Source organism: Rhizobium sp. AAP116, from assembly GCF_001295785.1.
Taxonomy (GTDB): Bacteria; Pseudomonadota; Alphaproteobacteria; order Rhizobiales; family Rhizobiaceae; genus Allorhizobium.
In genome coordinates, this window is record NZ_LJIB01000003.1 from 66,382 (window position 1) to 78,799 (window position 12,418).

11 protein-coding genes are annotated in these 12,418 nt (G+C 61.3%); 9 read left to right on the forward strand and 2 right to left on the reverse strand.

Features of this window, described 5'->3' with window-relative positions:
• The first annotated feature begins 6 nt into the window (after positions 1–6).
• Entirely contained in the window at positions 7–459 is a 453-nt protein-coding gene (locus IP85_RS02410) for a type II toxin-antitoxin system RatA family toxin (protein ID WP_054148073.1), read from the forward strand.
• On the opposite strand, the gene IP85_RS02415 is transcribed toward IP85_RS02410, so the two are convergent.
• Both IP85_RS02415 and IP85_RS02420 read right to left on the reverse strand, forming a co-directional pair.
• Positions 444–950, reverse strand: coding sequence for a CinA family protein (locus tag IP85_RS02415; protein ID WP_054148074.1), 507 nt, complete (start codon positions 948–950; stop codon positions 444–446). The genes IP85_RS02410 and IP85_RS02415 overlap by 16 nt on opposite strands.
• Entirely contained in the window at positions 950–2,158 is a 1,209-nt protein-coding gene (locus IP85_RS02420; protein WP_156322710.1) for a bifunctional 2-C-methyl-D-erythritol 4-phosphate cytidylyltransferase/2-C-methyl-D-erythritol 2,4-cyclodiphosphate synthase, read from the reverse strand. The genes IP85_RS02415 and IP85_RS02420 overlap by 1 nt, the downstream gene beginning before the upstream one ends.
• A 173-nt stretch (positions 2,159–2,331) precedes the next feature.
• On the opposite strand from IP85_RS02420, the gene dusB reads away from it, so the two are divergent.
• From dusB to hfq, 8 genes are all read left to right on the forward strand, one after another.
• The gene (dusB, locus tag IP85_RS02425; protein WP_054148076.1) at positions 2,332–3,333 is read left to right on the forward strand and encodes a tRNA dihydrouridine synthase DusB; all 1,002 of its coding nucleotides are present in this window, start codon (positions 2,332–2,334) and stop codon (positions 3,331–3,333) included.
• A complete protein-coding gene (locus IP85_RS02430; protein ID WP_006728392.1) occupies positions 3,330–4,463 on the forward strand; it encodes a nitrogen regulation protein NR(II) in 1,134 nt (377 codons plus the stop codon). Before dusB ends, IP85_RS02430 begins: the two co-directional genes overlap by 4 nt.
• A complete protein-coding gene (ntrC, locus tag IP85_RS02435) occupies positions 4,463–5,914 on the forward strand; it encodes a nitrogen regulation protein NR(I) (RefSeq protein WP_054148077.1) in 1,452 nt (483 codons plus the stop codon). The genes IP85_RS02430 and ntrC overlap by 1 nt, the downstream gene beginning before the upstream one ends.
• 181 nt (positions 5,915–6,095) lie before the next feature.
• The gene (locus IP85_RS02440) at positions 6,096–8,363 is read left to right on the forward strand and encodes a PAS domain-containing sensor histidine kinase (protein ID WP_156322712.1); all 2,268 of its coding nucleotides are present in this window, start codon (positions 6,096–6,098) and stop codon (positions 8,361–8,363) included.
• Positions 8,353–9,717 carry a sigma-54 dependent transcriptional regulator gene (locus IP85_RS02445; RefSeq protein ID WP_054148079.1) on the forward strand — a complete coding sequence of 455 codons (1,365 nt, stop codon included), beginning with the start codon at positions 8,353–8,355 and terminating at the stop codon, positions 9,715–9,717. The genes IP85_RS02440 and IP85_RS02445 overlap by 11 nt, the downstream gene beginning before the upstream one ends.
• Before the next feature lie 49 nt (positions 9,718–9,766).
• Positions 9,767–11,143 (forward strand): Trk system potassium transporter TrkA, encoded by a 1,377-nt coding sequence (gene trkA, locus IP85_RS02450; RefSeq protein ID WP_054148080.1) that lies wholly within the window; start codon positions 9,767–9,769, stop codon positions 11,141–11,143.
• A gap of 13 nt (positions 11,144–11,156) precedes the next feature.
• Positions 11,157–12,020: a D-amino-acid transaminase gene (locus IP85_RS02455; RefSeq protein WP_054148081.1), complete on the forward strand. Its 864-nt coding sequence runs from the start codon at positions 11,157–11,159 to the stop codon at positions 12,018–12,020.
• Between the two features lie 112 nt (positions 12,021–12,132).
• Positions 12,133–12,384 (forward strand): RNA chaperone Hfq, encoded by a 252-nt coding sequence (gene hfq / locus IP85_RS02460; protein ID WP_006728386.1) that lies wholly within the window; start codon positions 12,133–12,135, stop codon positions 12,382–12,384.
• Positions 12,385–12,418: the final 34 nt, after the last annotated feature.

Here is a 12,418-nt window from a genome sequence, read left to right on the forward strand (position 1 = left end):
GCTGGCATGCCACAGTTTGAAACCCGCCGCCTCGTCAAGCACTCGCCCGAACGTATGTATGCCCTCGTCGCCGACGTCGAGCGCTATCCGGAATTTTTGCCGCTCTGCGAAGCGCTAACCATTCGCTCGCGCCGCGAACGCGACGGGAAGGAATTGCTGCTCGCCGACATGACCGTGGGCTACAAGGCGATCCGCGAGACCTTCACGACGCAGGTTTTGCTGACGGCCGCCGAGCGCGCCATCGATGTCAAATACATCGAAGGTCCATTTCGGTATCTCGACAATCGCTGGCGCTTCGAAGACGCAGGCGAGGGCACCTGCTCGGTCCATTTCTACATCGACTACGAATTCAAGAACCGCATCCTCGGGGCTCTGATGGGGTCAATGTTCGACCGTGCCTTCCGCATGTTTTCGGAAGCCTTCGAGGAGCGTGCCGACAAGATTTACGCTGGCAGCTGAGCCGCGCGCGCCAGCATGTCGAGTGCTGTTCTGACAGTGGCGAGCCGCACTTGATCGCGGCCGATATCACTATAGCGCATTTCCCTGTGCTCGACTTCCCCGCTGCGGCTTCTCAGCGCCAGATGCACAAGCCCTACCGGTTTCTCCGCCGATCCTCCACCTGGCCCGGCAATGCCTGTCACAGCGACCGCCACCTTGGCATCAGAACGCATGAGTGCTCCATGCGCCATCTGCAATGCGGTCTCCTTCGAGACGGCTCCGAAAGCTTCAAGCGTTGCGCTCGAAACGCCGATCAATTCCATCTTCGCTTGGTTCGTATAGGTGACGAAACCGCGATCAACGACCGCCGACGAACCGGCAATCTCTGTCAGCGCACCGGCGATCAGGCCACCGGTGCAGGATTCGGCCGTCGCAATCATCCAGCCGAGATCCCGATAGGCCGCGATGATCGCTGCGGCCTGCTGCTCGATATCTCCCGGATAGAGCCCCATCAGTCCGTTCCTCGAAAGACGACGGTTGCCGTGGCGATGGCGGCGATGCCCTCGCGACGACCGACGAAGCCGATCTTCTCGTTGGTCGTCGCCTTCACCGAGCAGCGATCGAGCGAGATGTCGAGGATCTCGGCGAGCTTCTCGCGCATTGCCTGACGATGTGGCCCAATCTTAGGCTCTTCGGCAATTAGCGAAATGTCCGCATTCATTATCGTGCCGCCAGCACCGCGCACGACCCGCGCTGCGTGTTCGAGAAAGATACGCGACGGCGCGCCCTTCCACTGCATGTCCGACGGCGGAAAATGATCGCCGATATCGCCGGCGCCGCAGGTGGCGAGCAATGCGTCTGTCAGGGCATGCAGCGCGACATCGGCATCGGAATGGCCTTTCAGCTTCTGATCATGCGGAATGAAGATGCCGCAGAGCGTGACGCCGTCGCCGGGCTCGAGCTGGTGCACGTCATAGCCGTTTCCAGTGCGAACGTCGGGGAGGGCGCTAGCCCTCAGTTTCTCGTCGGCCATGGCGATATCTCTCTTTACGGTCAGTTTCACATTGTCGATTGATCCCTCAACCAACTGGACGGGGATGCCAGCCCATTCCGCGATCGAGGCGTCGTCCGTGAAGTCTGCGGCTTGCTCGGTCGCGGCGCGCTCGTGGGCGGCGAGAATGGTTGCGTAGTGAAAGCTCTGTGGTGTCTGCGCCGCGTAAAGATCCTTGCGCGGCACCGTGCCGGTGATGAGGCCTGCGGCGTCGCCGCGCTTGATTGTGTCCGACAAGGGGATGGCGGGCAACACGGCCGGTTTTCCCGCATCGAGTTCGGCGGCGATCCGGTCGAGAAGAGCCTCGTCGACAAAGGGGCGCACACCGTCCTGGATCATCACGTGTCTAATGCCCCGCTCGTGCAGCGCCTGCAACCCGTTGAGCACCGAGGCCTGGCGGGTGGCGCCGCCCTCGACCACGATCAAGGAATCCCGGGGAGACAGGTCGACAATCGCAGTTTCCAGCAGTCCATGATCTTCCGGGTGAATGACGAGGACGATGGGGCCACTTTTGGGCCAGTCGAGAAAGCGTTTCAGCGTATGCCAGATGACGGGCTTGCCGCCAATGCGCCTGTATTGCTTCGGCCCTTCGACGGAGGCTCCGGCGCGTTCGCCACGGCCGGCGGCAACCACGACAACACCGATTGTATCGCTCAGCTCTTGCTCCATCGTCCCGCCTGGTCCATGACACATTTCCTTCGCAACCGTGCTCTATCGGCTCGCTATCGGCTTTTCCAGCATTTGCACGAATTTTTGTCGAACGGTGAGCTTTGCCTCTTGGCAAGCCGGACAACGCTGGCTAAAAATAGTGCAAATTCGCCCTTTGCCTGAAAGATAATCATTTGATTTCCGTCGCGTTGGACACGCCCTTCAGCATTGGCCCGGTTCCTGTTCGGAACCGTGTTGTGCTTGCGCCGATGTCGGGCGTCACGGATCTGCCGTTCCGCCAGCTCGCCTTCCGCTTTGGCGCAGGCCTCGTGGTCACTGAAATGGTGGCGAGCCGCGAACTGGTCTTCAACGCAGCCGAAAGCTGGTCACGTCTGAAGGGCGCGGATCTCACCCCGCATATGGTGCAGCTGGCCGGGCGAGAAGCAAAATGGCTGGCCGAAGCCGCAGTTATCGCCGAGGCCAATGGCGCCGATATCATCGATATCAACATGGGCTGCCCGGCCAAAAAGGTCATCGGCGGTTATGCCGGTTCGGCCCTGATGCGCGAACCGGATCATGCCTTGTCTCTGATCGAGGCGACCGTCAAGGCGGTAAAGATCCCGGTGACAGTCAAGATGCGCCTCGGTTGGGACGAAACCTCGATCAATGCGCCCGACATCGCTGCACGCGCCGAAGCCGCCGGTGTTCAGCTGATTACCGTGCATGGCCGTACCCGAATGCAGTTTTACGAGGGTAAGGCGAATTGGGACGCGATCGCCGCCGTTCGCAACGCCATCCGGATTCCGCTGATCGCCAACGGCGACGTCGAAACCGTCGAGGATGCCAACGAGATCCTTCGCCGCTCCGGCGCCGACGCGGTCATGATCGGTCGCGGTTGCCAGGGCCGCCCATGGCATGCCGGCGTTCTCGCAGGTCATGCCGCCCCCGCTGCATCTGAGATATCCGATGTCGTCGTGGACCACTATCGGGCGATGCTGGATCACTATGGTGCCGAAGTCGGCGTGCGCCACGCCCGCAAGCACCTCGGCTGGTATCTCGATCGCCACGCGCCGGATCTCGCACCGGAGGCGAAGGCATCCATCATGACATCGAAAGATCAGGGCTTCGTTGTCGGGGCCTTGCAGCGGGCACTCTCGGAGAACGATGGCGCGCGCGCCAGACAGGAGGCCGCATGACGGCGAATGACAAGAGCGGTGGCCTCGCCATGGCCGTGCTCAACGCCATCCAGAACCCGGTGGTGATGGTGGATGCCAATGGGCATATCGCCTTTGCCAATTGGGAGGCCGAGGCCTTTTTTGGCGCGAGCGCCACGCATCTCGCCCGCTACCGTATTTCGACATTCATCCCTTTCGGCAGTCCGCTGCTGTCGCTGATCGAACAGGTGCGCGAACGCCGCGCGCCGGTCAACGAATACCGCGTCGATTTGAGTTCGCCGCGTCTCGGCCAGGAAAAGCTCGTTGACCTCTATGTGGCACCGGTCCTCAGCCAGCCCGGCAATGTCGTGGTCGTTTTCCAGGAACGGTCGATGGCCGACAAGATCGACCGCCAGCTGACCCATCGCGCAGCGGCCCGCTCGGTCACCGGCCTTGCCTCCATGCTGGCGCATGAGATCAAGAACCCGCTCTCCGGCATCCGTGGTGCTGCGCAGCTGCTCGAGACAGCCGTCACAGACGAAGATCGGGCGCTGACCCGCCTGATCTGCGACGAGACGGATCGTATTGTCTCGCTTGTCGATCGCATGGAGGTCTTTTCCGATGAGCGGCCGGTCGATCGTCAGTCGATCAACATCCACTCTGTCCTCGATCAGGTAAAGGCCGTGGCGAAAGCAGGCTTTGCCCGCAACATCAGGATCACCGAGAATTACGACCCTTCGTTGCCGCCGGTCTATGCAAACCGGGACCAGCTGGTGCAGGTCTTTCTGAACCTGGTGAAGAACGCATCCGAGGCCATCGGCGAGCGCTCCGACGGCGAAATCCAGCTCACCACGGCCTATCGACCCGGCATTCGCCTCTCGGTCGCTGGCTCGCGCGAAAAGATCTCCCTGCCACTGGAATTCTGCGTCCATGACAACGGGCCCGGCGTACCATCAGACCTTCTGCCCCATCTCTTCGATCCCTTCATCACGACGAAGACGAACGGCTCGGGGCTCGGTCTGGCGCTCGTCGCCAAGATCATCGGCGCCCATGGCGGCATCGTCGAGTGTGACAGCCAGGCGAGCCGCACCACCTTCCGGGTCTTGATGCCCATGTCGAAAGAGACGGCGCTCGAAGATGCGCCTCTGCCAAAATCCACGGGAACGAACTGATGACAGCGACGATCCTTGTTGCAGATGACGATGCTGCGATCCGCACGGTCCTGAACCAGGCGCTGAGCCGCGCGGGTTACGACGTCAGGATCACCTCCAACGCGGCGACCCTCTGGCGCTGGATTTCGGCGGGCGAGGGCGACCTCGTCGTCACCGATGTCATCATGCCCGACGAAAACGCCTTCGATCTGTTGCCGCGCATCAAGAAGGCGCGGCCGGATCTGCCGGTGCTGGTCATGAGCGCCCAGAACACCTTCATGACCGCCATCAAGGCGTCCGAGAAGGGCGCCTATGACTACCTGCCGAAGCCCTTCGACCTCACCGAACTGATCGCCATCATCGGCCGCGCGCTGTCGGAGCCGAAAAAGCGTCCAGCCCGTCTCGACGACGACATGCAGGATGGCATGCCGCTCGTCGGCCGCTCTGCAGCCATGCAGGAAATCTACCGCGTGCTGGCGCGCCTGATGCAGACGGACCTGACGCTGATGATCACCGGCGAATCCGGTACCGGCAAGGAACTGGTCGCCAAGGCGCTGCACGACTACGGCAAGCGTCGGAATGGTCCTTTCGTTGCCATCAACATGGCGGCCATCCCGCGGGACCTGATCGAATCGGAACTCTTCGGCCACGAGAAAGGTGCCTTCACCGGCGCGCAAAACCGTTCCACCGGCCGGTTCGAACAGGCCGAAGGCGGCACGCTCTTCCTCGATGAAATCGGCGATATGCCGATGGACGCCCAGACCCGTCTGCTTCGCGTGCTGCAGCAGGGCGAATACACGACCGTTGGCGGGCGCACCCCGATACGCACTGATGTCCGTATCGTCGCGGCGACCAACAAGGATCTGAAACAGTCGATCAATCAGGGCCTCTTCCGCGAAGACCTCTATTACCGACTGAATGTCGTGCCGCTGCGCCTGCCGCCGCTTCGCGACCGCGCCGAAGATATCCCCGATCTGGTCCGACACTTCATTCAGCAGGGCGAAAAAGAAGGCCTCGATGCCAAGCGTTTCGACCACGAGGCGCTCGAGGTGATGAAGGCCTATGCCTGGCCCGGCAACGTGCGCGAGCTGGAGAACGTGGTACGCCGCCTGATGGCGCTCTACCCACAGGACGTGATTGCCCGTGAAATCGTCGAGCAGGAACTGCGCGCCGATGTCGCCGACAGCCCGATCTCCAAGGTCGGCATGCCCTCGGGCACGATGACGATCTCCCAGGCCGTCGAAGAAAACATGCGGACCTATTTCGCATCCTTCGGTGAAGCGCTTCCGCCGTCGGGTCTCTACGACCGGGTCCTGACCGAGATGGAGTATCCGCTGATCCTTGCCGCCCTGACTGCCACCCGAGGCAACCAGATCAAGGCGGCCGATCTGCTCGGCCTGAACCGCAACACGCTGCGCAAGAAGATCCGCGAGCTCGGCGTGTCGGTTTACCGCAGTTCCCGCTCGGCTTGACAAGGCTCAGGCCGCCGTTGCAATTTCGCCACAATGCGTTGCTCAAAAGCCACGTTGCTTCGACGCCTGACGCGCTCTTGGCGCGAGGCAGGTTCGTCGGAGCTTTGAAGCATAGAGATTTGCCGCGATCGAGAGGTCGCCGCATCAACGAGATCCGGTTTCGCGGATCCGGGGGAAAATGATGGCACGCGTGAGGACTGCCTCCGCAGCAGACGTCGACAGCGCATTGGCGCAGGATCGGCGCGCATCCTTCGCACTGCCGGGCCTTCTCTTGGCTGGCGGCGCGCTCCTGTGTGCATCACTGACGCTGCCGATCTTGCTGGGCCTTACGGCAATCGAGCCGACCTCGGAGGTCCTCATTGCGTCTGCGGTCATCAATTCGCTGTTCATCGTCGGCTTGATGTTCCTGATCGGCCGCGAGGTTATGCGTCTCTTCAAGGCGCGCAACCGAGGGCGTGCCGCCGCGCGTCTGCATGTGCGAATCGTCGCCTTGTTCTCCATCATTGCGATCACGCCGGCGATCCTGGTGGCGATTTTCGCGTCGATCACGCTCAATGTCGGCCTAGACCGTTGGTTCTCGATCAGAACGCAGTCGATCGTCTCCTCGTCGATGAACGTCGCCCAGGCCTACATGCTGGAAAGCGCAAGCTATCTGCAGGGCCAGACGATCTCGATGGCCAACGACCTGGAACGCAATCGCGCCCTCTTCTATCTCGACCGCCAGGGCTTTGTGGATCTGATGACGCGCCAGGCCCGGGGCCGCGGCATGCTCGGTGCCTTTCTGGTGCGCGAGGACGGATCGGCGATCACACAGGCCGATATCGATACGGACAAGCCGCTTCCAGCGATTCCGCGCGATGCCCTTGGCAGCGCCGCTTCCGGCCAGCCGACGCTGATCCCACCCGGCGTGACCAACCTCGTCGGCGCCATCATCAAGCTGGAGAGCATTTCCGGCACATTTCTCTACACCATACGCGCCGTCGATCCGAAGGTGATGCAAGCCATGCGCCTGATGGAGGAGAACACCGCCGAATACCAGTCAATGGAAGATGGCCGAACAACGCTGCAGATCGCCTTCGCCATTCTCTATCTCGGCTTCGCGTTGATCGTTTTGCTCGCGGCCATCTGGACGGCGATTGCGGTTGCCGACCGGATCGTCAGACCGATCCGGCTGTTGATCGGCGCGGCGGACAGCATCGCCTCGGGCAACCTCAGCGTCATCGTGCCGGTTCGCGCCGCCGATGGCGATGTCGGCAGCCTTTCGCGGACCTTCAACAAGATGGTCTCGCAGATCCGTTCGCAGCGTGACGAGATCCTCGAGGCCAAGGATGAGGTCGATGACCGTCGCCGCTTCATCGAGGCCGTATTGTCCGGTGTCACGGCCGCCGTCATCGGCGTCGAGGACGACGGCATCATCACAATCGTCAATCCATCGGCCGAATATTTCCTGGCGCTGCCCTCCGAGCAGCTGATCGGGCAGAAACTTGCTCTGGTGGCGCCGGAAGTGGATCGCGTTCTCGCAGAGGCAGCCGTGCGTCATCGCGGTGGTTATCGCGAGCAGATCAACATGATCCGCGGCGGCAAGGAGCGAACGCTCAACGTGCAGGTCACACGCGAGGAGACACGGGGCTCTGTCGATTCCTACGTCATCACCCTCGATGAGATCACCGACCTGGTTGTGGCCCAGCGCTCGACGGCGTGGGCCGACGTCGCACGGCGTATCGCGCATGAAATCAAGAACCCGCTGACGCCGATCCAGTTGTCGGCCGAACGCCTCAAGCGTCGCTTTGGCAAGCAGATTGCCGAGGATGACAAGGCCGTCTTCAACCAGTGCACCGATACCATCGTCCGTCAGGTCGAGGACATCGGCCGCATGGTCGACGAGTTCTCGGCCTTTGCCCGCATGCCGAAACCGACCAAGCAACGCTCCGACCTCCGCGAGATCCTGACGGACGCCGTCTTTCTGCGCGAAATCGGCAGTGCTGAAATCGAGTTCCAGCGGGACTTTGGCACCGAGCTGCTCGAAGGAAACTTCGATGCACGCATGCTGGCGCAGGCGGTCGGAAACATTGTCAAGAACGCCGTCGAAGCGATCGAAGCCGTGCCGAAGGACGAACGTGGCGAGGGCGGCAAGATCCTGGTTCGGTCGGCCTTCGACGGTGACCAGGACCGGTTCATTGTCGATGTCATCGACAATGGCCGCGGGCTGCCGAGCGAGAACCGCCATCGGATTCTCGAGCCCTACATGACGATGCGCGAGAAGGGCACCGGCCTTGGACTCGCGATCGTGAAGAAGATCATTGAAGAGCATGGTGGGCAGCTTGAACTGCACGACGCGCCGGCCGATTTCGACCGGGGCAGGGGCGCGATGATCCGCATCATCCTGCCGCGAGCAGACGCTACCGCCATCGAGACTGAAAGCGACAAGGAAAAGGTCCATGGCCTCTGATATTCTCGTAGTCGACGACGAAGAAGACATTCGCGAGATCGTCTCCGGCATCCTGAGCGACGAAGGGCATGAGACCCGGACGGCGCACGACGCAGATAGCGCTCTGGCCGCCATTTCTGATCGTGTGCCGCGTCTGGTCTTCCTCGATATCTGGATGCAGGGCAGCCGCCTCGACGGCCTGTCACTGCTCGACGAGATCAAGCTGCGCCATCCTGACTTGCCTGTGGTGATGATCTCGGGGCACGGCAATGTCGAGACAGCAGTCTCGGCGATCAAGCGGGGCGCCTTCGACTTCATCGAGAAGCCCTTCAAGGCGGATCGGCTGATCCTGATTGCCGAGCGCGCGCTGGAGAATTCCAAGCTGAAACGCGAGGTCTCCGAATTGAAGCGCCGAACGGGTGACGCGATTGAACTCATCGGCACCTCGGTCGCCGTCTCGCAATTGCGCCAGACGATAGAAAAGATTGCGCCGACCAACAGCCGCATCATGATCTTCGGCCCCTCCGGTTCGGGCAAGGAACTCGTCGCACGCATGATCCACAAACGATCGGCCCGCTCAGGCGGACCGTTCGTCTCGCTGAACGCGGCAGCGATCACGCCTGATCGCATGGAAATGGCATTGTTCGGCACCGAGGGCACACCTGGCCAACCGCGCCGGATCGGTGCGCTCGAAGAGGCCCATCGCGGTATTCTCTATCTTGATGAAATCGGCGAAATGCCGCGCGAGACGCAGAACAAGATCCTACGCGTGCTCGTCGAACAGCAGTTCGAGCGTATCGGCGGGTCCAAGCGCGTCAAGGTCGATGTGCGCATCATCTCGTCGAGCGCCTACAATCTGGAAAGCCTGATCGCCGAAGGCCGTTTCCGCGAAGACCTGTTCCATCGCCTGGCCGTGGTCCCGGTCAAGGTACCGGCACTTGCCGAGCGCCGCGAGGATATCCCGTTCCTGGTCGACATGTTCATGCGTCAGGTTTCCGAACAGGCCGGCATCCGCCAGCGCAAGATCGGTGATGACGCGATGGCGGTTCTGCAGGCCAATGACTGGCCGGGCAATATCCGCCAGCTGCGCAACAACATCGAGCGGTTGATGATTCTGGCTCAGGGCGACAGTCCTGACTCGCCGATCAGCGCCGAAATGCTGCCGCAGGATCTCTCCGACATGCTGCCGAAGGTGTCCGCTCGAAACGACACGCACATCATGACGCTGCCGCTGCGCGAAGCGCGCGAGATGTTCGAACGCGACTATCTGATTGCCCAGATCAACCGCTTCGGTGGCAATATTTCGCGGACCGCGGAATTCGTCGGCATGGAACGCTCGGCCCTCCATCGCAAACTGAAATCGCTTGGCGTATAAGCGGGCGAAACGAATCCGGTAGACGCGAACCTGGGGCAGGAAGCTTGCCATGAAAGTCATCATCTGCGGCGCGGGCCAGGTCGGTTACGGTATCGCCGAACGCCTCTCCCAGGAGGGCAACGATGTCTCGGTGATCGACACCTCGGCGTCGCTCGTCTCGCACATCACCGAGACCCTCGATGTCAGCGGTTATGTCGGGCACGGCGCCCATCCGGACGTGCTGGCGCGCGCCGGCGCAGACCAGGCCGAAATGCTGATCGCCGTCACGCTTTATGACGAGATCAACATGACGGCCTGCCAGGTCGCGCATTCGCTCTTCAACGTGCCGACCAAGATTGCCCGTATTCGCTCGCAAAACTATCTGCGTCCCGAATATTCGGACCTTTTCAGTCGCGACAACCTGCCGATCGACGTCACGATCTCGCCTGAGATCGAGGTCGGGAAGATGGTGCTGCGCCGGATTTCCTTCCCCGGCGCCACCGATATCGTCCGTTTCGCCGACGACCATATTGCGATGCTTGCCATCGAGTGCATGGAAGATTGCCCGGTGGTGGATACGCCGCTCAATCAGTTGAGCGAACTCTTCCCCGATCTGATGGCCACCGTCTGCGCCATCTGGCGCAACGGTCGCCTGCACGTCGTTCGCTCGCAGGACCACCTGCAGGTCGGCGACCTGGCCTATGTCATCTGCCAGCGGGACCACGCCCGTCGAACCCTTGGCCTTTTCGGTCATGAAGAACAGGAAGCCGCCCGTATCGTCATCGCCGGCGGCGGTAACATCGGTTACTACGTCGCCAAGTCTATCGAGCAGATGCAGCCCAAAACGCGTCTGAAGATCATCGAGAACGACCGCGAGCGCGCGCTATCAGTATCCGATCAGCTGCAGGACGGCATCGTGCTGCATGGCTCGGCGCTCGATCAGAACATCCTCCAGCAGGCCGACATCCAGGACGCCGACTTGATGGTGACACTGACCAACAATGATCAGACAAACATCCTGAGTGCCGCCATGGCCAAGCGCCTGGGCTGCAAGTCGGGTATGGCGCTGATCAACAGCCCGTCCTTCCATGATCTGGCGACGTCGATTGGCATTGATGCTCACATCAATCCGCGTGCCGTGACGATTTCGCGCGTACTCCAGCACGTGCGCAAGGGCCGTATCCGCGCCGTCTATGCGGTCCAGAAGGGCAAAGCCGAGGTCATCGAGGCTGAGGCGCTTGAGACCTCGCCGCTCGTCGGCAAGCCCTTCCGTGAACTCGAGCTTCCGCCCGGTCTGCGCGTGGGCGCAATCCTGCGCGACAAGACGGTGATCCGCCCGAATGGTGAAACCAAGATCAAGGCCAAGGATCGCGTCGTGATGTTTGCCGCTGCCGACGCCGTGCGCCACGTCGAGCAACTCTTCCGCGTTTCGATCCAGTATTTCTGAAGGTCCCAACCCCATGCCACGCATCGCCTATGTCAATGGCCGTTACCTGCCTCATGCCGACGCGGCGGTGCATATCGAGGATCGCGGCTATCAATTCGCCGATGGCGTCTACGAGGTCTGCGAAATCCGCCATGGTGTGATCGTCGATCTCACCCGACATCTTGATCGCCTTGATCGTTCGTTGTCCGAACTCCAGATGAAGTCCCCGATGAGCCGCGCGGCCCTGACCCAGGTCATCCGTGAAGTGGCACGCCGCAATCGTGTGAAGAATGGTCTCTTCTATCTCCAGGTGACGCGCGGTGTGGCCCGGCGCGACCATGTCTATCCCTCAGCCGACACGCCGCCGAGCCTGGTGATCACAGCCAAGATCACCGATCCCTCTGTGATCGCGAAGAAGAATGAGACGGGTCTGAAGGCGATCACTCTGCCGGACAACCGTTGGGACCGCGTCGACATCAAGACAGTCGGCCTTTTGCCCAATGCCATGGCCCGTCAGGCGGCCAAGGAGAAGGGTGCGCAGGAAGCCATCTATGTCGATTCGCGCGGCATGGTGACGGAAGGGGCGGCGACCAATGTCTGGATCGTCGATAAGGATGGGGTGCTCGTCACCCGTCCCGCCGAACACGGCATCCTGCGCGGCATCACGCGCACAGGCCTGATGGACGTAACGGACAGGTTGGGGATCAACGTGCAGGAGCGAGAGTTTTCCCGCGAGGAAATGCTCAATGCGCGCGAGGTCTTCATCACCGCCGCCACCAGCATCTGTTTTCCGATCGTCGAAATCGACGGCCAGCCGATCGGAAACGGCCATCCCGGCGCCATGGCCGAGCGCATCCGTTCGACTTTTTTCGACGTTGCGGAGAAGACGGTGATTTGATACCACGTTTTTTCGGCGAAGGGACGAGGGGCATTTTCCCGACGCTGATCAGTTAACAAACAATAATCACACCGGTCGACAAAGGACCGGCAAGAAAGAAAGAAGCGGCGCCATGGCGGAACGTTCTCAGAACCTGCAGGATCTCTTCCTCAACACCGTACGAAAGCAGAAGATTTCGCTGACGATCTTCTTGATCAACGGCGTGAAGCTGACCGGTGTTGTGACATCCTTTGACAATTTCTGTGTTCTCCTGCGACGCGACGGCCATTCCCAGCTGGTCTACAAGCACGCCATCTCGACCATCATGCCCGGCCAGCCGATGACGATGTTCGAGAACGACGAAGCCTCTTCCGGACAGGACTGAGATCATCACAAGCCGAGATACAAAGAACGAATCG

Excerpts from the sequence above, each read along its gene's own strand:
- ntrC (WP_054148077.1), top strand. The coding sequence starts at position 4,463 with ATGACAGCGACGATCCTTGTTGCAGATGACGATGCTGCGATCCGCACG.
- IP85_RS02455 (WP_054148081.1), top strand. The coding sequence starts at position 11,157 with ATGCCACGCATCGCCTATGTCAATGGCCGTTACCTGCCTCATGCCGAC.
- IP85_RS02420 (WP_156322710.1), bottom strand. The coding sequence starts at position 2,158 with ATGGAGCAAGAGCTGAGCGATACAATCGGTGTTGTCGTGGTTGCCGCC.
- IP85_RS02430 (WP_006728392.1), top strand. The coding sequence starts at position 3,330 with ATGACGGCGAATGACAAGAGCGGTGGCCTCGCCATGGCCGTGCTCAAC.
- IP85_RS02415 (WP_054148074.1), bottom strand. The coding sequence starts at position 950 with ATGGGGCTCTATCCGGGAGATATCGAGCAGCAGGCCGCAGCGATCATC.
- trkA (WP_054148080.1), top strand. The coding sequence starts at position 9,767 with ATGAAAGTCATCATCTGCGGCGCGGGCCAGGTCGGTTACGGTATCGCC.
- IP85_RS02410 (WP_054148073.1), top strand. The coding sequence starts at position 7 with ATGCCACAGTTTGAAACCCGCCGCCTCGTCAAGCACTCGCCCGAACGT.
- hfq (WP_006728386.1), top strand. The coding sequence starts at position 12,133 with ATGGCGGAACGTTCTCAGAACCTGCAGGATCTCTTCCTCAACACCGTA.
- IP85_RS02445 (WP_054148079.1), top strand. The coding sequence starts at position 8,353 with ATGGCCTCTGATATTCTCGTAGTCGACGACGAAGAAGACATTCGCGAG.
- IP85_RS02440 (WP_156322712.1), top strand. The coding sequence starts at position 6,096 with ATGGCACGCGTGAGGACTGCCTCCGCAGCAGACGTCGACAGCGCATTG.